The organism is Comamonas terrigena NBRC 13299 (genome assembly GCF_006740045.1).
In the GTDB taxonomy this organism is placed as follows: Bacteria; Pseudomonadota; Gammaproteobacteria; order Burkholderiales; family Burkholderiaceae_C; genus Comamonas; species Comamonas terrigena.
Map to the genome: position 1 here is coordinate 3,193,582 of NZ_AP019749.1, position 19,644 is coordinate 3,213,225.

Annotated in this window: 19 protein-coding genes and 7 tRNA genes; 8 read left to right on the forward strand and 18 right to left on the reverse strand. The window is 64.4% G+C overall.

Features of this window, described 5'->3' with window-relative positions; all coding sequences use genetic code 11:
• Positions 1-18 precede the first annotated feature (18 nt).
• From CT3_RS14510 to serB, 3 genes are all read left to right on the forward strand, one after another.
• Complete coding sequence (locus tag CT3_RS14510; protein WP_066533711.1) at positions 19-726, forward strand: hypothetical protein; 708 nt, start codon at positions 19-21, stop codon at positions 724-726.
• A 289-nt stretch (positions 727-1,015) separates the two neighbouring features.
• Positions 1,016-2,050, forward strand: coding sequence for a Bug family tripartite tricarboxylate transporter substrate binding protein (locus CT3_RS14515; RefSeq protein ID WP_066533713.1), 1,035 nt, complete (start codon positions 1,016-1,018; stop codon positions 2,048-2,050).
• A 132-nt stretch (positions 2,051-2,182) separates the two neighbouring features.
• A complete protein-coding gene (serB, locus tag CT3_RS14520; RefSeq protein ID WP_066533714.1) occupies positions 2,183-2,896 on the forward strand; it encodes a phosphoserine phosphatase SerB in 714 nt (237 codons plus the stop codon).
• Positions 2,897-3,107: 211 nt separating this feature from the next.
• Here serB and CT3_RS14525 read toward each other — a convergent pair whose 3' ends face one another.
• Entirely contained in the window at positions 3,108-3,827 is a 720-nt protein-coding gene (locus CT3_RS14525; protein WP_218568104.1) for a phosphoribosyltransferase, read from the reverse strand.
• 77 nt (positions 3,828-3,904) lie between these two features.
• Positions 3,905-4,981 carry a BMP family ABC transporter substrate-binding protein gene (locus CT3_RS14530; RefSeq protein ID WP_066534023.1) on the reverse strand — a complete coding sequence of 359 codons (1,077 nt, stop codon included), beginning with the start codon at positions 4,979-4,981 and terminating at the stop codon, positions 3,905-3,907.
• 513 nt (positions 4,982-5,494) lie between these two features.
• Here CT3_RS14530 and CT3_RS14535 point away from each other — a divergent pair.
• On the forward strand, positions 5,495-5,983 hold the full coding sequence (locus CT3_RS14535; RefSeq protein ID WP_066533716.1) for an ABC transporter substrate-binding protein: 489 nt from the start codon (positions 5,495-5,497) through the stop codon (positions 5,981-5,983).
• A gap of 149 nt (positions 5,984-6,132) precedes the next feature.
• Here the strand turns inward: CT3_RS14535 and CT3_RS14540 are convergent, their stop codons facing one another.
• Both CT3_RS14540 and CT3_RS14545 read right to left on the reverse strand, forming a co-directional pair.
• The gene (locus CT3_RS14540) at positions 6,133-6,369 is read right to left on the reverse strand and encodes a DUF3820 family protein (RefSeq protein WP_066533718.1); all 237 of its coding nucleotides are present in this window, start codon (positions 6,367-6,369) and stop codon (positions 6,133-6,135) included.
• Positions 6,359-6,541, reverse strand: a complete 183-nt coding sequence (locus tag CT3_RS14545) for a hypothetical protein (protein ID WP_127446246.1) — start codon at positions 6,539-6,541, stop codon at positions 6,359-6,361. The genes CT3_RS14540 and CT3_RS14545 overlap by 11 nt, the downstream gene beginning before the upstream one ends.
• Positions 6,542-6,547: 6 nt before the next feature.
• Here CT3_RS14545 and CT3_RS14550 point away from each other — a divergent pair, with 6 nt between their 5' ends.
• Together CT3_RS14550 and CT3_RS14555 are read left to right on the forward strand one after the other, a co-directional pair.
• Positions 6,548-7,333: a MetQ/NlpA family ABC transporter substrate-binding protein gene (locus CT3_RS14550; protein ID WP_066533720.1), complete on the forward strand. Its 786-nt coding sequence runs from the start codon at positions 6,548-6,550 to the stop codon at positions 7,331-7,333.
• A 326-nt stretch (positions 7,334-7,659) separates the two neighbouring features.
• A complete protein-coding gene (locus CT3_RS14555; RefSeq protein ID WP_066533724.1) occupies positions 7,660-7,974 on the forward strand; it encodes a hypothetical protein in 315 nt (104 codons plus the stop codon).
• 96 nt (positions 7,975-8,070) lie between these two features.
• Here the strand turns inward: CT3_RS14555 and CT3_RS14560 are convergent, their stop codons facing one another.
• Positions 8,071-8,724 (reverse strand): LysE/ArgO family amino acid transporter, encoded by a 654-nt coding sequence (locus CT3_RS14560; RefSeq protein WP_066533726.1) that lies wholly within the window; start codon positions 8,722-8,724, stop codon positions 8,071-8,073.
• 70 nt (positions 8,725-8,794) lie between these two features.
• Between CT3_RS14560 and CT3_RS14565 the strand changes: the two genes are divergently transcribed.
• The gene (locus CT3_RS14565; RefSeq protein WP_066533728.1) at positions 8,795-9,712 is read left to right on the forward strand and encodes an HTH-type transcriptional regulator ArgP; all 918 of its coding nucleotides are present in this window, start codon (positions 8,795-8,797) and stop codon (positions 9,710-9,712) included.
• A gap of 110 nt (positions 9,713-9,822) precedes the next feature.
• On the opposite strand, the gene CT3_RS14570 is transcribed toward CT3_RS14565, so the two are convergent.
• Positions 9,823-10,311 (reverse strand): DUF2721 domain-containing protein, encoded by a 489-nt coding sequence (locus CT3_RS14570; RefSeq protein WP_066533730.1) that lies wholly within the window; start codon positions 10,309-10,311, stop codon positions 9,823-9,825.
• A gap of 293 nt (positions 10,312-10,604) precedes the next feature.
• Here CT3_RS14570 and CT3_RS14575 point away from each other — a divergent pair, with 293 nt between their 5' ends.
• The gene (locus CT3_RS14575) at positions 10,605-10,745 is read left to right on the forward strand and encodes a DUF3149 domain-containing protein (RefSeq protein WP_172591783.1); all 141 of its coding nucleotides are present in this window, start codon (positions 10,605-10,607) and stop codon (positions 10,743-10,745) included.
• 107 nt (positions 10,746-10,852) lie between these two features.
• On the opposite strand, the gene CT3_RS14580 is transcribed toward CT3_RS14575, so the two are convergent.
• The 12 genes from CT3_RS14580 to tig all read right to left on the reverse strand — a co-directional run bounded on the left by CT3_RS14580 (position 10,853) and on the right by tig (position 19,129).
• Entirely contained in the window at positions 10,853-11,851 is a 999-nt protein-coding gene (locus tag CT3_RS14580) for an aldo/keto reductase (protein WP_066533732.1), read from the reverse strand.
• Positions 11,852-12,124: 273 nt separating this feature from the next.
• Positions 12,125-12,212: transfer RNA gene (locus CT3_RS14585), tRNA-Leu, on the reverse strand.
• Positions 12,213-12,348: 136 nt separating this feature from the next.
• Positions 12,349-12,424: transfer RNA gene (locus tag CT3_RS14590), tRNA-Gly, on the reverse strand.
• 8 nt (positions 12,425-12,432) lie between these two features.
• Positions 12,433-12,506: transfer RNA gene (locus CT3_RS14595), tRNA-Cys, on the reverse strand.
• A gap of 32 nt (positions 12,507-12,538) precedes the next feature.
• Positions 12,539-12,614, reverse strand: a tRNA-Gly gene (locus CT3_RS14600).
• Between the two features lie 57 nt (positions 12,615-12,671).
• A tRNA-Gly gene (locus CT3_RS14605) sits at positions 12,672-12,747 on the reverse strand.
• Positions 12,748-12,805: 58 nt separating this feature from the next.
• Positions 12,806-12,881 (reverse strand) — tRNA-Gly (locus tag CT3_RS14610).
• A 57-nt stretch (positions 12,882-12,938) separates the two neighbouring features.
• Positions 12,939-13,014, reverse strand: a tRNA-Gly gene (locus CT3_RS14615).
• A gap of 100 nt (positions 13,015-13,114) precedes the next feature.
• Positions 13,115-15,556 (reverse strand): endopeptidase La, encoded by a 2,442-nt coding sequence (gene lon, locus CT3_RS14620; RefSeq protein ID WP_066533734.1) that lies wholly within the window; start codon positions 15,554-15,556, stop codon positions 13,115-13,117.
• 152 nt (positions 15,557-15,708) lie between these two features.
• Positions 15,709-16,971, reverse strand: coding sequence for an ATP-dependent Clp protease ATP-binding subunit ClpX (clpX, locus tag CT3_RS14625; protein WP_066533738.1), 1,263 nt, complete (start codon positions 16,969-16,971; stop codon positions 15,709-15,711).
• A 100-nt stretch (positions 16,972-17,071) separates the two neighbouring features.
• On the reverse strand, positions 17,072-17,680 hold the full coding sequence (gene clpP / locus CT3_RS14630; protein ID WP_066533739.1) for an ATP-dependent Clp endopeptidase proteolytic subunit ClpP: 609 nt from the start codon (positions 17,678-17,680) through the stop codon (positions 17,072-17,074).
• 138 nt (positions 17,681-17,818) lie between these two features.
• Positions 17,819-19,129, reverse strand: coding sequence for a trigger factor (gene tig / locus CT3_RS14635; RefSeq protein WP_066533741.1), 1,311 nt, complete (start codon positions 19,127-19,129; stop codon positions 17,819-17,821).
• Positions 19,130-19,644: the final 515 nt, after the last annotated feature.

Consider the following 19,644-nt stretch of genomic DNA (forward strand, 5'->3'; position numbering starts at 1 on the left):
CGCAGGAGGTAGTCCCCCATGCTGCAAGCCTTGCTGGAAGCGGCCTTTGCCCTGGTGGCACTGGGGGTGGCGCTGTCCATGCGCCCCTGGCGCCTGCTGGTCGACCGCACGCTGCCGGGGCGCTATGCCACGCCCCAGGACGTGCCGCGCATCGCTTCGCCGCTGTGGACGCCGCTGCTGGCCACGCTGGTGATCCTGCCCTGGCTGTGGGCCATGCCCACGCTGCACAAGATGCCGCTGCAGCTGCAGTGGTCCGGCGCCTGCCTGGTGGTGCTGACCCTGGGCTGGCCGCTGGCCATGCCCACGCTGGCCCTGGTGGGGGTGATCGCCTGCCTGCTGTCGCCCGGGCTGGCCGGGCACGAGGCGCTGCGCCTCATCGTCTGGCACGGCATGCTGCCGGCCACGCTAGGCATGCTCTGGGGCGTGCTGCTGCGCCAGTGGTTGGGCACCAAGGTGTTTGTCTACCTGTTCGGGCGCTGCTTCATGGGCACCGTGTTCAGCCTGTTTGCTGCCAGCGTGCTGGCGAGCGCCACCGGCCAGCCGCTGCCGGGGGTCAACGAGGACCTGTCCCACATCGCCCACTGGCTGATGGCCTGGGGCGATGCCGTGGTCACCGGCATGATCTGCTCGGTCTGCGTGGCCTACCGTCCGGACTGGCTGGCCACCTGGTCCGACCGCCTGTACCTCTACGAGCAGGTGGCCGAGAAGCACGACCGCTCCGCCTGAGCTGGCCTGCCGGCGCCCGCCACGCACGCGGTCGCTGAGCCGACCGTCCATCCGCCCCCTTCCACCGGCGCTGTGCGCAACCGGCGGCCGGCCTCTTACCGCTGGCGCCCCCTCCGGCTTTCCCCTCTTTCGCGGTGCGGGGCGCGGCATTGAAATTGCTTGGGTGCAGCAGGCCACGGTCCATGCGATTCCGCCGTGACGCCATTCCACCGTGACGCCGCGGCACCACCGCCACTCCACCGCTTTGCAGGTCCCGGCCTGTGCAGCGCCCATCCGAGCAAGGGGTTTCATGTCTGTACTGCATCTCCGCCATCTCCCGCGCCATTCCCTGGGTCTCTCCACGCGCCATGCCCCGCGCCTGCTCTGTCTGCTGGCCTGCAGCGCCGCCGTGTGGGGTGCCGGCTGCCCTGCCGCCCAGGCCCAGGGCAGCTACCCCGAACGCCCTGTCAAGGTGATGGTGGCCCTGCCCGCCGGCGGCAGCGCGGACATGATTGCCCGCGTGGTCGGCCAGAAGCTGGCGGCCGAGCTGGGCCAGCCGTTCATCGTCGAGAACAAGCCCGGGGCCTCCGGCCAGATCGGCACGCCCCAGGTGGCGCGCGCGCCGGCCGACGGCTACCAGTTGATGGTCTCGCCAGCCTCGTTTCTCACCACCAACAAGAGCATCTTCAAATCCCTGCCTTATGACCCGGAGGCCGACTTCGCCCCGGTGGCCCAGCTGGTCAACCAGCCCATGGTGCTGGTGGTCAAGGACAGGCAGAAGTTTCCCAGCGTCGCCGCCGTGGTGGCCGCCGCCAAGGCCGCACCCGGCAAGCTGACCTATGCCAGCTCGGGCGACGGCAGCCCCCAGCATCTGGCGGCGCTGATGTTCAGCACCCGCACCCATGCCGACATGCTGCACGTACCCTACAAGGGCGGCGCACCGGCGATCAACGACACGCTGGCCGGCAATGTGGACATGCTGTTTGCGGTGCTGCCCGAGGCCCTGCCCCACATCCAGTCCGGCAAGCTGCACGCCCTGGGACTGATGAGCCCGCAGCGCAGCAAGATGCTGGCCGGCACGCCCACCATGGCCGAGAGCGGCTTTGCCAACCTGAACCTGTCGGCCTGGGTGGGCCTGTTTGCCCCGGCCAGGACACCGCAGCCGGTGATTGCCCAGCTCAACCGCGCCGTGCACAAGGTACTGCAGGGCGAGGTGGTGGCCAAGCTGGGGGACAGTGGCATGGAAGTGGCGCCCGGCACACCGGAGCAGCTGAAGCAGACCGTCCACCAGGACATCCTGCTGCATGCCGAGCTGGTGAAGGCCGCTGGCCTGGTGCCGCAGTGAGCGCTGCCCGCAGCGGCAGTGCCGGATACGCCGTGACACCGCAGATTCCCCGGCGTACGGGGATAATGCGGCCTGCGCAGCCGCGCCCGGCGCGGCCTGCTCCTCCTTCTACCCCCCTCGACTTGAGCTGCCATGAGCGTTGCCACCGAATTTGCCCCCGGCCTGACAATCCAGAACATCACCGCCCCCCAGAAGCTCAGCGCCTACAAGCTGATCGCGTTCGACATGGATTCCACGCTGATCACCATCGAGTGCATCGACGAGATCGCCGACGCCACGGGCAAGAAGGCCGAGGTGGCGGCCATCACCGAAGCCACGATGCGCGGCGAGATCACCGACTTCAAGGACAGCCTGCGCCAGCGCGTGGGCAAGCTCGCCGGGGTCACCCAGGCCGACATGGCCCGCGTGCTGGCCGAGCGCCTGCAGCTGTCGCCCGGTGCGCACACCCTGGTCAAGGCCGCCCAGAACGCCGGCCTGAAGGTGCTGCTGGTCTCCGGCGGCTTCACCTACTTTGCCGAGCATGTGCGCGACCTGCTGCAGATCGACTTTGTGCGCGCCAATGTGCTGGAGATGGACAACGGCGTGCTGACCGGCGGCCTGGTGGACCAGCCCTGGGGCGATATCTGCGACGGCGCCGAAAAGCGCCGCACGCTGCTGGAGGTGGCCAGCCTGCTGGGCATCGATGCCGCCCAGTGCATCGCCGTGGGCGATGGCAGCAACGACATTCCGATGATGCAGGCGGCCGGTCTGTCCGTGGCCTACCACGCCAAGCCCCGCGTGCGCGCGGAGGCCAAGGTGTGCATCAACCTGGGCGGTCTGGACCGCCTGCTGGAAGTGCTGCAGTAAGCAGCCCTGCGGCCTGCACCACGGCGCGCACGGCCGCATGCACTGTCACACGGTGCAGCGCATCCGGCATAGCATCTGACACGACGGCAGACACCCTGATGGGTTCGCCGTGGTGCATGGTGAGGCCACGATGGCGGCGGCCACGGCCCAGCAGCCCCGGCGCCAACCGAGGTCCTGCCCACGACCAGCCCGAACGGCTCGGAACGAGCGCTTACAGCGTGCCTGCCATCGGCTGCCAGCGCCCGTCGCCTGCGGCTTCGAACATGGGGATGTGGCCCACCGCCCGCACGCGCTGGTCCCAGCCCGCGCCCAGTTCGCCCACCACCGCACGCCAGGCATGGCCTTCGCTCAGCAGCACGGTCAAGCCCACCACCTCGGCGCCGGCGCGCTCCAGCAGGCGCACGGCCGACAGCGCGCTGACACCGGTGTTGATGACATCGTCCACCAGCACCACGCGCTTGCCGCGCACCCGCGCCACCAGGGCCGGGTCCAGGTAGACGCGCTTGCCCTGTGTGCTGGTGGACGAGGTGGCGGCTTCGCTCAGCGCCTCGTCGTACCAGAACTTGCGCGAGTGGCCCAACGCCACGTAGTCGGCCAGCCCCAGGCCGCGCGCCACCAAGCGGGCGTAGTCCAGGCCCATGGTGGGCACGGCGGCAATCACCTCGGGCTGCAGGCTGGCAGCGGCGGCCGTCACCAGCGGGGCCAGCGCGTCTTCCACCGCGAACGGGGTCTGGTTGCTCATCAGCAGCGCAATCGCCTTGTCGCCGCCGGGCAGCACGCGCAGCGGCAGCTCCAGGGCGCTGCCGCCTTGCAGCGCCACGGTGAAGGTGCCGGAAAAAGTGGGCCCCGCCGGCGGCAGTGCACGCGCTTGGGCGGCGGTGTACCAGCGGGCGGCGTAGGGGGTCAACAGGTCTGTGTTCGACATACTCATGTTCATCGTCATCCATGGCGGTGCACCGCCGCCCGGGAGGCCGCAGCGTTCCCGGGCGATCGGTGGTGCCGCACGGTTTACTGCGGCATGGCGCCGATCACGCCCTGCACCAGAAAGTTCATCTTCAGCTTGTCGGCGTCGGGCATGTCGCCGGCCTTGCTGCGTTCCTTGCCCGCCTGGTCGCGCAGCGGACCGTGGAACACCGGGCGCTTGCCCGAGACGATGTCCTTGCCGCGCTGCTCCACCGCAGCGCGCACCTTGGCCGGCAGGTTCTTGCTGAAGTGGTCGTAATGGATGGCGCCGTCCTTCATGCCGATCCAGACGTTGCCGGGCTTCCAGGTGCCGGCCATCACATCGGCCACGACCTTGCTGTAGTAGATGCTCCAGTCCAGGCGGGCGGCGGCCATCTGGGCATCGCCGCCCCACTGGGCCATGTCGGTGTCCCAGCCAAAGCCCACCTTGCCGGCTTCCTTGGCCACCTGCAAGGGGGCCGCCGAGTCGGTGTTCTGCATCAGCACGTCCACGCCCTGGTTCAGCAGGGTCTTGGCGGCTTCGGCTTCCTTGGGCGGGTCATACCAGGTGTTGACCCACAGGATGCGGGTCTGGATCGTGGGATTCACCTCCTGGGCGCACAGGGTGAAGGCATTGATGTTGCGCACGATCTCCGGGATCGGATGCGGCGCGACCACCCCGATGGTCTGGGTCTTGGACAGGTGCCCGGCAATCGTGCCGTTCAGGCAGGCGCCCTCGTAGGTGCGGATGTCGTAGATGCCCAGATTCGGGCCGGTCTTGTAGCCCGTGGCGTGTTCGAAAGCCACCTTGGGAAAGTCGCGGGACACGCGCTCCATGCCGTTCATGAAGCCGAAGGCACCGCCAAAGATCACCTTGGCACCCTGTGCGGCCAAATCGCGGGTCACGCGCTCAGCGTCGTTTTCGGCCACGTTTTCGACAAAGATGGTTTCGATCTTGTTGCCGAACTTTTTCTGCACTTCCTGGCGCGCCAGTTCGTGGGCATAGGACCAGCCAGCGCCGCTGGCGGGGCCGATGTAGAGGAAGCCGACCTTCATGGGGTCGGCCGCATGGGCCGTGGCCAGGGCGGTGGCGCAGCCCAGGGCAGCAGCCAGGGGGGTGAGGAGATGGCGGGGAGAGCGCATGGCAGTGTTCTTCGGAAAGGGGAAATGAACCGGAACCCGGCAGCCGTGGCGCGTGCTGCGCGCCATGCCGGGCACCTCTTGCACTTGCAACTTGCGTGCCACGGAGATCGGCGGAGCCGGCAGCCTCTGCACTCGACCGAATGCTTCCTTTTCAAGAGCATCCGGCAGACTTATCGCAGGCCTTTCGACGTATTCTTGTGGTGTACCGCGGCAAGCGCAGCGGTACCTGTCCGCCCGTGCCGTGCACGGCACGCCCCCGGTTTATCCCTGCATTCACCCCGGTGGGGCGCCGCAGGGCCTCCAAGAGTTCCTACAATAGCTGCTGCAGCCCCATAACGTCACACAACCAGCGGCTGCCCTGGTGTCCTCCCCCGTTCGTTGCCAACGGTTGCACGGAGGATCGCTTGGAATCCCCTCCTCCACCCCTACATACATACCAGGTCGGCGCCGCCATGGCGTTGCGGCCTGGCGGGCCTGTCCGCCCTGTATGACAACCATGATTGGATACTTTCTGTGAAGACTTCGTACCGTGCCACTGCCTCCGTGATTGCCCTGGCAATCGCATCGCTGACCGTGCCTTCGCTGGCCCAGGCCAAGCGCATGGGCGGTGGCAAGACCGTGCGTCCCGCCTCCATCGGCTCGGCCCCCGCCAAGCCAGCCACACCCGCCGCCCCCACGGCTGCGGCCAAGCCTGCCACCCCGGCAGCCGCCACGCCTGCGGCCGCCACCGCCGCAGCACCCGCTGCAGCCGCCGCACCGGCCCGCGCCGGCTCCGGCATGATGGGCACCATGGCGGGTGCCGCCGTGGGCGCCGTGGCCGGCACCATGGCCGGGAGCGCCATTGCCGGAGCCATGAGCGGCCCGTCGGCCGACAAGGATGCCGAAGCCAAGGCCAAGGCTGCTGCCGACGCCAAGGCCGCCGACGCCGAAGCCGCTGCCCTGCAAAAGCAGCTGGACGAAGCCAAGGCCAAGGCTGCCGCTGCCCACGCCGCTGCCAAGTAAAGCACTGCGCGCAAGCCGTCCTTCAGCCGTGCAGGCGGAAGGGACCGGACACAACGCCCCGTTGGCTGACGCCGCGGGGCGTTGTGCATGGTGGGCAGCCCTGGGCGGTGTGGTACCGCCCCGGGCTGCGGGGCAGCAGAGTCACTCGGTCACACGCGGCGTGCCGATGCGCGTGGCGCCGTGCGCAACGGATCGAGCAGGCCGCGCAGGTTGTTGTGGTCCAGCTCGTGCATCAGCGCCAGCAGCTGGCCCAGGCGCCCGGCGGGAAAGCCTTCCCGCGCAAACCAGGCCAGGTAGTTGCCAGGCAGATCGGCCAGCAGCATGTCCTTGTGCTTGCCAAAAGGCATGCGCAGCTGCACCAGTGCCTGCAGGTCGTCAGGCTGCATAACAGGCCTTTTTCTTAATTTGCATAAAAACCACGTTTTTTATAACTGAAATTGAAATTCTGCTGTCCAGCCGCTCCAGGGCTGCACTAAACTTGCCTTCAGCCAACGTCGCATGCCCAGGGCGCAGACGCTGGAAACCTCTGCTGATTTTCACCTTTGCCAAGGAATTCACACCACCATGCTGAAGAAGACGCTTACCGCCGTGGCCATTGCCGCACTGGCCCTGTCCGCCCATGCTGCTGACGTGCTCAAGGTTGCCGCAACCGCCGTGCCCCACGCCGAGATCCTGAATTTTGTGAAGCCCCAGCTCAAGGCCCAGGGCCTGGATCTGGAGGTCAAGGAGTTCAGCGACTACGTGCAGCCCAATGCCGCCGTGGAAGACAAGCAACTGGACGCCAACTTCTTCCAGCACCAGCCCTACCTGGACAGCTACAACAAGGACCGCAAGAGCTCGCTGGTGCAGGTGCCCAACGGCAAGATCCACGTCGAGCCCTTCGGTGCCTATTCCACCAAGATCAAGAACATCAAGGACCTGAAGAACGGCGCCACCGTGGCCATTCCCAACGATCCTTCCAACGGCGGCCGCGCCCTGCTGCTGCTGGCCAAGCAAGGCCTGATCGAGCTCAAGGACCCCAAGAGCCTGACCTCCACCGCGCTGGACGTGGTCAAGAACCCCAAGAAGCTGAAGTTCAAGGAACTGGAAGCGCCTCTGCTGCCCCGTGCCCTGGCCGATGTGGACCTGGCCCTGATCAACACCAACTACGCCATCGAAGCCAAGCTCAACCCCACCAAGGATGCGCTGTTCATCGAAGGTGCGGATTCGCCCTATACCAACATCGTGGCCGCCCGTGCGGACCGTGCCAACGATCCCAACATCGCCAAGCTGATCAAGGCCCTGCACTCCCCGGAAGTGAAGAAGTTCATCCAGGACAAGTACAAGGGCGCCGTGGTGCCCGCGTTCTGAACGCAGCGGCCACGCTGAACCGCTTCCAAGGCGCCGCTGGTCGGCGCCTTTTTTATGCATCTACACGTTTACATAGCGTATGGCAATGGGCTGCCGCCGGCTGTCGCCGCCAACCCACGCGAATGGTGCGCCCCATGGCGCGGGGCCGCAAAGCCCGCTGTAATGTGGGATACAGCACAGCTCTGGTGCAGATCAAGCCCGTTGTCAGCAGGTGGAAATTCGGGTTTCGCCTGACGGCATCTGCGGGCATGATGTTGCTTTTCTGTGCGCATGAACCGGTTGCGCACCTGTGCCACCGGCATTTTTCAACCAGCACCTGCACGTCCATGAGCCAAGAAGCTCCCGCCACCCCTTCCCTGGACAAAGCCATCAAGGATGGCCAGAACGAAGTCACCCACCCCAAGACCCTGGAAGTGTTTGCCAAAAGGCATGGCGACGATCTGGGCAAGCACCACATCAACTTCCGCGGCGACATTGCCGAGAAGTTCGGCTACGACAAGATCTTCCCGACCTCCCAGCCCAAGTCGTCCGGCTATCTGGTCTACATCCAGGGCAAGAGCGGCAAGACCGGCCAGGAGGCCTTCTACCAGATCATGGCCAACCAATGGGGCCTGCTGGAAGTGCTGGCCCGGCTGGACTGATCCCCGCCGTCGCGGCCTTCCCGCCCACGGAAAAGGCGCACCAGCGATGCTGGTGCGCCTTTTTTTGCGGGGGTGCACGCCAAGTTCATGCCTGGCTCACGCCAGGCTGCGGTCCAGCCCCTGCCACACCCACCAGGCCAGCGACAGCATCATGGCGCCGGTCAGGCCGTCCAGGATGCGCCAGGCCAGCGGCTGGGCAAACCAGTGCTTCAGGCGCCGGCCTGCGGCCGACAGGCCGGCAAACCACAGCGCACTGGCACTGGCCGCACCGGCCACGAACACCCATTTCAGGTCGCCTTCCTGCCGCGCACCGATGGAGCCCACCAGCAGCACCGTGTCCAGATAGACATGGGGGTTGAACAGGGTGATCACGGCCAGCGTACCCACCACGCGCCACAGGCTGCGCCCGCCTTCCCCTTCACCCTGCTGCACGCTGTGCTGGGCAAAGACCATGCGCCACAGGGCAAACAGGCCGTAGGCCAACATGAACAGCACGCCGCCCAGGCCCAGCCAGTAGGCCCAGTCCGGGCGTTCGGCCAGCAGGCGGGCCATGCCGGCCACACCCAGACCGATCAGCAGTGCGTCGCTGGCCACACACCAGGCCACGCAGGCGCGCACATGCTGGCTGTGCACCGCCTGGCGCAGCACATAGAGGTTTTGTGCGCCGATGGAGACGATGAGGGACAGGCAGACCGTGAAGCCTGCCAGCCATGCAGCCAGAAAAGGGGTGTAGAGAGTGCTGTGCGCCATGTCCCTGATTGTCCAAGGCGTACTTAAATTAGTAAAATTAAACTATCTGAACGATCTTCAATTTTTCTAAATGCTCGACTACGCTGGACTCGAAGCCCTGGCCGCCGTGCTGCGTGAAGGCAGCTTTGACCGCGCGGCGCGCAAACTGCATGTCACTCCCTCCGCGATTTCGCAGCGCGTCAAGCAGTTGGAAGAGCGCGTGGGCCAGGTGCTGGTGCTGCGCGGCCAGCCCTGCACCGGCACCGATGCCGGCCGCCGCCTGGTGCTGCATGTGGAGCAGGTGGCACTGCTGGAAAACGAGCTGCGCCGCCATAACCCCGAACTGGTGCCGGAAGGCCAGGTGGCCCGCCCCACGCTGAAGCTGGCGGTGAATGCCGATTCGCTCAACAGCTGGTTCATCGATGCGATGTCGGGCTTCACCAGCACCGGCAACGAGCTGCTGGACATCAGCATCGACGACCAGGACCACACGGCCAAGCGCATCAAGGAAGGCGATGTGATGGCGGCGGTCACCGCCTCGTCCAGCCACATCACCGGCTGCAACACCTGGCCGCTGGGCCGCATGCGCTATGTGGCGGCCGCCAGCCCCGACTTCGGGGCGCGCTACTTTGCCGACGGCGTGAGCAAAGAGGCCATGGCCATCGCCCCGGTGCTGACCTATGACCGCAAGGACGGCATGCAGGACAAATGGCTGCAGCAGCAGGGCCTGGCCTCGCGCACGGCCCCGCCGCGCCACTGGCTGCCGTCGGCACATGCCTTTGTGCGCGCCTGCGAAGCCAGCGTTGGCTGGGGCATGCACCCCACGGTGCTGATCCAGCGCTATCTGGATGCCGGCACGCTGGTGGAACTGCGCCCCGACACCGACATGGTGGTGGACCTGTACTGGGCCCATGCCCGCAATGCCCAGGCCGGGCTGGAGCGGCTGACCCAGTGCGTGATTGCCGCCGCACGCAACTGGCTGGACCCGCTGCCGGCGGCGGGCGAATAGGCCGCACTGACGGCCTGTGGTCTGGCTGGCAGGCTGCCCGTCCGCAGCCTGCGGTGCAACGCGCACTGCGTATTAGCTGCTCAGGGCTTGTCAGCGCCTTTCAGGGATTTTCAGGACTTTTCCGGCGGGATCTGCTCGGCCACATCGCGCTTCATTTCCAGCACGTGGAAGTCCAGCAGCTGGGTGGCCAGCACCGTCTCCCACATGAAGCCGGCCAGCGCGGCCAGGAAGGTGCCGATGCCCAGCAGGAAGCTGATCACGGCAAACAGCTGCTCTTCGACGCCCCAGGCCTGGCCCATGAACAGGAAGATGATGGTCAGGCCGATCAGAAAGCCGCACAGCGTCAGCAAGCCGATGCTGACATTGGAGATGCGCCCGCGCCGGCGCAGGTACTGCAGCTCGGTCAGGCCGCGCTGGATGAACTGCGCATCCTGGCTGGCACGCACCCGGTCTTCCACCACGCGTGCGCGGTCAATGATGCGCGCCAGCCGCCCGGCCACGGCGCCGATCATGCCGGCCACCGCCGTCAACAGGAACACGGGGGCCACGGCCAGCTGCACGCTGTGGGTGGCGGTGGCAACGTCAATCACTACGCTCATGGGAAAGCATTCAAAAGATGGGAACAGCGACATTGTGAGGGCTGTCCACCCTGCCCGGCGCCCTGCACGCCCGCAATATCGGCTTTTGCCGTGCGCAACGCTGCGCTGCAGACTGCGCAGGCCTGCCAAACAGGCGGCTTACCCCGTGCTAAACGAGCGCTCTGCGGGCGGTTTGCGGGCGGTTTGCGCTGGCACAAATCCGCCACCCCAGGCCTTTGACATGGCACAAACCGCACGCCGGCAGCGCAGGCGATAGTCCTGCCATCCCATTGATGTAGAAAGGCTTTTTTTCCATGAAGATGCTGATTGACCTGTTCTCCACCGACTACGGCCTGATGAGCATTTCCGTGATTTTCATTGTGCTCATCATGGCGGTGTACTTCACCATGCTGTTTCTGAACAAGATCAAGCTGGACGCACCGAAATCCAAATAACAAGCAAGCTGGACTTCCGCGTTGTTGCACCTTGAGCCCGCCCTGCGCGGGCTTATTTTTTGGGGGCAAGGCGCTGCCGCGCCCTCCCCCATCGTGCCGCCCTGCCGTCAGCGGCGTGGCATCAGCGGGTAGGCCGGGTCGGTATAGCCCGGCGTGGATGGGTGGCCTGCCGGCACCAGATCGTCCACCATGCGTTCTTCTTCGGCGCTGATGTCCAGATCGACGGCGGGCAGATAGTCCGTCCACTGGGCCAGCGTGCGTGGGCCGGCAATCACCGCGCTCACTGCCCGGTGGCGCAGCACCCAGGCGGTGGCCCATTGCGCCAGGGTGACGCCACGCGACTCGGCATGGGCCTTCAGGCGCTGGGCGATCTCCAGTGATTCGGTGCGGAACTCCGTCTCCGTGATGCGCTTGTCACCGCGGCCGGCACGGCTGCCGGCATCAGGGGCCTGGCCGGGCAGGTATTTGCCGGTCAGCACCCCACGCGCCACCGGGCTGTAGGGCACCACGCCCAGGCCATGGAATTCGCAGGCGGGCAGTATCTCGACCTCGGGCATGCGGTTGAGCAGGTTGTAGTACGGCTGGCAGACCACGGGGCCGGCCATGTTCAGGCTGCGCGCACCATGCACCAGTTCGCCGATGCGCCAGGCGCGGAAGTTGGACACCCCCCAGTAGCGCAGCTTGCCGGCGCGCACCAGATCGTCCAGCGCGCGCAGCGGCTCTTCCAGGTCCATGCCGTTGTAGTCGCGGTGCAGGTAGAGGATGTCCAGGTGGTCGGTCTGCAGGCGCTGCAGGCTGGACTCGACCTCCTGCACCATCCATTTGCGCGAGTAGTGGCCCTGGTTGGGCGCATCGCCCATCTTGTTGCCCAGCTTGCTGGCCAGCACCCAGTCGTGGCGCTGGCCGGCCAGCAGGGGCGCCAGCATGCGTTCGCTGGCGCCCTTGGTGTAGACATCGGCGGTGTCGATGAAGTTGACACCGGCCGCCTTGGCATGGGCGACGATCTCGCCGGCCTCCTGCGCGCCGGTCTGGTCGCCGAACATCATGGCGCCCAGGCACAGGTTGGAGACTTGCAGATTGCTTTTTCCCAGTCGACGGTAGTGCATGGCGTGGCCTGTTGTGTGCAAAAGCCGCACTATGACGCATGCCGCAGGCGGTGTCATGCCACGGAGGGGACAAGCAGGCCGCCCTCCCCACCGCAGGCAGTGGGAACGTGCAGGGGGAGCCTGTCCGCAGTGCGCCACCGCGCGGTGCATGGTGTGCGGTGCGGCGCCCGCAAGCCGCTCCAGGGCTGCTGCGTGCCCGTGCCCCTATCCCTGCCCGTCCCACACAGGCACAAAAAAACCTGCCATGCATGCACAGGGCAGGTTTTTCGTTGTTGGTGCCTCGGACCGGAATCGAACCGGTACGCCCGTTACAGGCGGCGGATTTTAAGTCCGATGTGTCTACCAATTTCACCACCGAGGCCACGCCAGCCAGGCTGTCGTGTGTCTGGTTCAGACAGCGGCCAAGCATACCGCAGCATGCACCGGCTGTTGCCCTTCTGCCAACCTTCAGGACAGATAGAAAAAAGGGAAGCCTGAGCTTCCCTTTTTCAAAGACCTGGAGCGGGAAAACGGGTTCGAACCGTCGACCTATACCTTGGCAAGGTATCGCTCTACCAACTGAGCTATTCCCGCAAATTTTTTGGAGGCGCGAACCAGAGTCGAACTGGTCTAACCGGATTTGCAATCCGGGGCATAACCGCTTTGCTATCGCGCCATCGCAGGATGTTTGCACACCCTTGTCCAACCTGGAGCGGGAAAACGGGTTCGAACCGTCGACCTATACCTTGGCAAGGTATCGCTCTACCAACTGAGCTATTCCCGCATTCGGAAGACTTGCGCCTTCCGATGCGAACCTGTATTGCTACAGGTTCTGAAAACCTGGAGCGGGAAAACGGGTTCGAACCGTCGACCTATACCTTGGCAAGGTATCGCTCTACCAACTGAGCTATTCCCGCATTCAGAAGACTTTTCGCCTTCCGATGCGAACCTGTATTGCTACAGGTTCTGAAAACCTGGAGCGGGAAAACGGGTTCGAACCGTCGACCTATACCTTGGCAAGGTATCGCTCTACCAACTGAGCTATTCCCGCATTCGGAAGACTTGCGCCTTCCGATGCGAACCTGTATTGCTACAGGCTCTGAAAACCTGGAGCGGGAAAACGGGTTCGAACCGTCGACCTATACCTTGGCAAGGTATCGCTCTACCAACTGAGCTATTCCCGCGTTTCCGCCGAAGCCTTGCATTCTATAACGAAGCAACGCTGCGATGGGATGAATTGTAGCGTAATTTTTTGGCCGCATTTTTCAAATGCGGCCAAAAAACTCAATGCTTCACCGCGCCCGAAGGATCGGCCGCCTTTTCGGCCTTGTCGGCCGCCGCTGCGGCCGCCGCTGCGGCTGCTGCCACTTCTTCGTCCGTCAGGGGCTCGGGCATGCGCTCGAGCGCCACCTTCAGCACCTGGTCGATCCACTTGACAGGGATGATTTCCAGACCGCTCTTGACGTTGTCCGGGATCTCCTGCAGGTCCTTGACGTTCTCTTCCGGAATCAGCGCTGTCTTGATGCCGCCACGCAGGGCCGCCAGCAGCTTTTCCTTCAGACCGCCAATCGCCGTGACTTCACCCCGCAGGGTGATTTCACCGGTCATGGCCACGTCGCTGCGCACAGGAATGCCGGTCAGCGCCGAGACAAAGGCCGTGGTCATGGCTGCACCCGCGCTGGGGCCGTCCTTGGGCGTGGCGCCGTCGGGCACGTGCACGTGGATGTCGCGCTTTTCAAACAGCTCGTCCTTGATGCCCAGCAGTCTGGCGCGGCTGCGCACCACGGTGCGAGCGGCTTCAACCGATTCCTTCATCACGTCGCCCAGCGAGCCGGTGCGCAGGATATTGCCCTTGCCCGGCATCACCACGGCCTCGATGGTCAGCAGATCGCCGCCCACTTCGGTCCATGCCAGACCCACGACCTGGCCCACCTGGTTCTGCTGCTCGGCACGGCCATAGGTGTACTTGCGCACGCCCAGGTAGTCCGGCAGGTTGTCGGCAGTCACCACCACCATGGGCTCGAGCTTTTTGAGCTGGATGCCCTTGACCACCTTGCGGCAGATCTTGGACAGCTCGCGCTCCAGCGAACGCACGCCGGCTTCACGGGTGTAGTAGCGCACGATGTCGCGCACTGCGGACTCTTCCACCTTCAGCTCGCCTTCGCGCACGCCGTTGTTGGTCAGCTGCTTGGGCAGCAGGTAGCGGATGGCGATATTGGTCTTCTCGTCCTCGGTGTAGCCCGACAGGCGGATCACTTCCATGCGGTCCAGCAGGGCCGACGGAATGTTCATCGAGTTGGAGGTGGCCACGAACATCACGTCCGACAGGTCGAAGTCGACCTCGACGTAGTGGTCGCCGAAGGTGTGGTTCTGCTCGGGGTCCAGCACTTCCAGCAGCGCGCTGGAAGGGTCACCGCGGAAGTCCATGCCCAGCTTGTCGATCTCGTCCAGCAGGAACAGCGGATTGCGCGTGCCCACCTTCTCCAGGCTCTGCAGCACCTTGCCCGGCATGGCGCCGATGTAGGTGCGGCGGTGGCCGCGGATCTCGGCTTCATCCCGCATGCCGCCAAGGGCCATGCGCACGTACTTGCGGCCCGTGGCCTTGGCGATCGACTGGCCCAGCGAGGTCTTGCCCACGCCAGGTGGGCCGACCAGGCACAGGATGGGCGCCTTGACCTTGTCCACGCGCTGCTGCACCGCGAGGTATTCCACGATGCGGTCCTTGACCTTTTCCAGACCGAAGTGGTCGGCGTTCAGCACTTCCTCGGCATTGGCCAGGTCGTGCTTGATCTTGGTCTTCTTGCTCCAGGGCAGACCGGTCAGGACGTCGATGTAGTTGCGCACCACGGTGGCTTCCGCCGACATGGGGGACATCAGCTTGAGCTTCTTCAGCTCGGCTTCGGCCTTCTTGCGCGCAGCCACCGGCATCTTGGCCAGCTTGATCTTCTTTTCGACCTCTTCCAGGTCGGCGCCGTCCTCGCCCTCACCCAGTTCCTTCTGGATGGCCTTGACCTGTTCGTTCAGGTAGAAGTCGCGCTGGTTCTTCTCCATCTGGCGCTTGACGCGGCCGCGGATGCGCTTGTCCACATTCAGGATGTCGACTTCACGCTCGAGCTGTTCGAACAGGTTTTCCAGACGCTCTTTCACGTCCGACAGGTTCAGCACCTGCTGCTTGTTCTCCAGCTTCAGCGGCAGGTGTGCGGCAATGGTGTCAGCCAGACGGCCCGGCGAGTCGATGCCGGAGATCGAGCTCAGGATCTCCGAAGGGATCTTCTTGTTGAGCTTGACGTACTGGTCGAACTGCTGGGTCACAGCGCGGCGCAGGGCCTCCACTTCGCTGGACTGGACGGCATCGTCCTGCACATCCAGCAGGCGGGGCTTGCTGGTGAAGTGCGTTTCGTGGTCGGTCACTTCCACCACCAGCGCACGCTGCTGGCCTTCCACCAGCACCTTCACGGTGCCGTCGGGCAACTTGAGCATCTGCAGGATGGTGGACACGCAGCCCACCTCGAACATGTCGTCCACCGACGGCTCATCCTTGGATGCTGCCTTCTGTGCCACCAGCATGATGCGGCGGTCGCCTTCCATGGCGAGTTCCAGCGCCTTGATGCTCTTGGCGCGGCCCACAAACAAGGGAATGACCATGTGGGGAAACACCACGACGTCCCGCAGCGGCAACAGCGGCAGGTCGAGCGGTGTATCGGTCTCGGGAGTTGTTCCTGACATGGGATTCCTCAGTAATACCGCAGGCAGCACCTGCGGCAGATATCAGCTACACGGGCACCACCAGTGTGCCCCAGGCTGCACGGCTTGTGCAGCAATTGCAGACGGGCCGGCGCCTGATGCGCACAGCCCATGCCGTCAGGCATGTCGCCCGCTCAGGCAGTCTTGGCGGCTTCGCGGTACACCAGCAAAGGTGCCTTGCCGTCGTCGATGGTGGCTTCTTCCACCACCACCTTGGCGACGTTGTCCATGTTCGGCAACTCGAACATGGTGCCGATCAGCGCCTGTTCAAGGATGGAACGCAGACCACGGGCGCCGGTCTTGCGCACCAGCGCCTTGCGGGCGATGGCCTTGAGCGCGCCGGGACGGATTTCCAGCTCCACGCCTTCCATGCCCAGCAGCTTGCTGTACTGCTTGACCAGGGCGTTCTTGGGCTCGGTCAGGATTTCCACCAGCGCGTCTTCGCTCAGCTCGGCCAGGGCGGTCATCACGGGCATACGGCCCACCAGTTCGGGGATCAGGCCGAACTTGATCAGATCCTCGGGCTCGATCTCCTGGAACACTTCGGACAGCGAGCGCTGCTTCTTGCTCTTGACCGCGGCGCCAAAGCCGATACCCGATGCTTCGGTGCGGTTTTCGATGACCTTTTCCAGACCGGCAAATGCACCGCCACAGATGAACAGGATGTTGGTCGTGTCGATCTGCAGGAAGTCCTGGTTCGGGTGCTTGCGGCCGCCCTGCGGGGGGACGCTGGCCATGGTGCCTTCGATCAGCTTCAGCAGCGCCTGCTGCACACCCTCACCCGACACGTCGCGCGTGATGCTGGGGTTGTCGGACTTGCGCGAGATCTTGTCGATTTCGTCGATGTAGACGATACCGCGCTGGGCACGCTCGATTTCGTAGTTGCAGCTTTGCAGCAGCTTCTGGACGATGTTTTCCACGTCCTCGCCCACGTAGCCGGCTTCGGTCAGCGTGGTGGCGTCGGCCATGACAAAGGGCACGTCCAGCTGGCGCGCCAGGGTCTGGGCCAGCAGCGTCTTGCCCGAGCCTGTGGGGCCGACCAGCAAGATATTGCTCTTGGACAGCTCCACCTCATCCTTGCCCGCCTTGTCCTTGTGGCGCAGGCGCTTGTAGTGGTTGTAGACCGCCACGGCCAGTGTGCGCTTGGCCTGCTCCTGGCCAATCACGTAGTTGTCCAGGTTGGCCTTGATTTCTGCCGGCGTGGGCAGATCACCGCGCGCCTCGCGGGCGGTATTGCCCGGCAACTCATCACGGATAATTTCGTTGCACAAGTCGATGCACTCGTCGCAGATGAAGACGGACGGCCCAGCAATCAGCTTCTTCACCTCGTGCTGGCTTTTGCCGCAGAAGGTGCAGTAGAGGTTTTTCTCGCTGGAAGTGCCTTTTTTCTCGGCCATGGGGGCAGTGCCTTGTTACAAATATGGGAAAAAGGATGATACCAACAGGAAAAACGGCGCTCCCCGTGGGGGATAGCGCCGTTACCCGTTTTTCGCCGGTTCAGGCGCGTTTTTCAATCACCTGGTCCACCAGACCATAGTCCTTGGCTTCGGCAGCGCTCAGGAAATAGTCGCGTTCGGTGTCGCGCTGGATCTTTTCCAGCGGCTGGCCGGTGCGCTCGGCCAGGATGTTGTTCAGCTGTTCGCGGGTCTTGAGGATCTCACGGGCGTGGATCTCGATCTCCGTCGCCTGACCCTGCATACCGCCCAGCGGCTGGTGGATCATGACCTTGGAGTTGGGCAAAGCATAACGCTTACCCTTAGCCCCTGCCGCCAGCAGGAAAGCACCCATGCTGGCTGCCATGCCGGTGCACAGCGTGGACACATCGGGCTTGATGAAGTTCATCGTGTCGAAGATGGCCATGCCGGCGCTGACCGAGCCGCCGGGCGAGTTGATGTAGAAGGAGATGTCCTTGTCAGGGTTCTCGCTTTCCAGGAACAGCAGCTGCGCCACCACCAGGTTGGCCGTCTGGTCGTTGACCGGGCCCACCAAGAAAATCACGCGCTCCTTCAGCAGGCGCGAATAGATGTCGTAAGACCGCTCGCCGCGTCCGGACTGCTCGATCACCATGGGGACCATGCCCAGACCCTGAATATCCAATGCGCTCATAGGTTCTCCTGTCAATTTCAGCAATGTAGCCTAGCCAAGAAATGAAATGGGGCTTGTGCCGCAAAGCACAAGCCCCGGTGTGTAAAGCCTAATGGGGGCGTTGCACCTGTGGCCCGCCCTCCGTCAGGTCAAGACCGCTCAGGCCTGACCCATCAGCTCTTCGAACGACACAGCCTTGTCGCTCACCTTGGCCTTGCTCAGCACGAACTCGGTCACATTATTCTCGATCACGACGGCTTCCACTTCGGCCAGACGTTGGCGGTCGCCGAAGTACCAGCGCACGACGTCTTCGGGCTTCTCGTAGGAAGCAGCCAGCTCGTCCACGTGGGCCTTCAGCTGCTCGGGCGTGGCTTCCAGCTTGTTGGACTTGACCAGCTCTGCCACCACCAGACCCAGGCGCACGCGGCGCTCGGCTTGGGGCAGGAACACGTCTTCAGGGATTTCCGCCTTTTCAGCGTCCTTGATGCCGCGTTGTTGCAGTTCGGCGCGGGCGCCTTGCAGCAGACGGCCGACTTCGGCCTGCACGGAAGCCTTGGGAAGTTCCAGCTCGGCCACAGAGACCAGAGCGTCCATGGCGGCTTGCTTGTTGCGAGCCAGCACGCGGAACTTCACTTCGCGTTCCAGGTTCTTCTTGATGTCGGCGCGCAGGCCTTCGACGGTACCGTCGGCAATGCCCAGGGACTTCACGAAGGTTTCGTTCACTTCGGGCAGGTTGGCAGCTTCGATCTTCTTGACGGTCACCAGGAAGTCGGCGGTCTTGCCGGCCACGTCCTTGCCGTGGTAGTCCTCAGGGAAAGCCAGGGGGAAAGTCTTGGACTCGCCAGCCTTCATGCCGCGCACGGCGTCTTCGAATTCCTTGAGCATCTGGCCTTCGCCGACCAGGAACTGGAAGTCTTCAGCCTTGCCGCCGGCAAAGGTTTCGCCGTCGATCTTGCCTTCGAAGTCCACGGTCACGCGGTCACCGTCCACAGCGGCTTCGGCAGCGGGACGCTGGGCGAAGGTGCGGCGTTGCTTGCGCAGGATGTCCACGGTCTTGTCGATGGCGACGTCGTCCACTTCGGCGGTCAGCTTGTCCACGGAAGCGGCAGCCAGGTCGCCCAGCTTCACTTCGGGGAACACTTCGAAGATGGCGTCGAACTGGGCTTCGCCTTCGGCAGCGCCTTCCTTCTCGGAAATGCGGGGCTGGCCGGCCACGCGCAGACCGGCTTCATCGACGGCCTTGGCGAAAGCTTCGCCGACCTTGTCGTTCAGCACTTCGTACTGCACGGAGTAGCCATAACGCTGGGCCACCACGTTCATGGGCACCTTGCCAGGACGGAAACCGTCCATCTTCACGGTGCGAGCAACCTTCTTCAGACGGGTCTCGACTTCGGACTGGATTGCGGCGAGCGGCACGCTCAGCGTGATCTTGCGCTCGAGCTTCTCAAGGGTTTCAACAGTAACGGCCATGGTTGTTCCTAAATCTCGGGGAAAGATGTGGACCGTGCCGGCTGCAGTACAGCCTGCACCGTATTCCGCAAAGTCTCACATGAAGAATGGTGCGCAAAGCCGGACTCGGCACACCAGAAAATTCAAATACTTAGCTGGTGTTCACGCCAACTCACCCGGAGCGAATCGGCGCTGACGGTCGCGCATTCAATCCAACATTATATCCAGCCGGGAACGGGCGAACCCTGTCCCCGCCCCGGACCACCCGCTTATCAGGGCTTGCTCCCACTGCAGCGCAGCGCCCGGGCAGCCCTGCAGGGCCGGTAAAAAAGTGCAAAGCGCGGTTTGCCCGGTCGCGCCGGCAGCAGGGTCCGGGTGCCTGACACCAGCGGCACAGGCTGCCCATTCCACGGTCTGCTGGAGGGGCTGGAGGGGCTGGAGGGGCTGGAGGGGCTGGAGGCGTTGCCAGCCCTGCCGGCCCTGCCGCGCCCCATCCAGCAGCGTCCGGCAGCATCCGCCCCCGGCGCTCAGGCAAG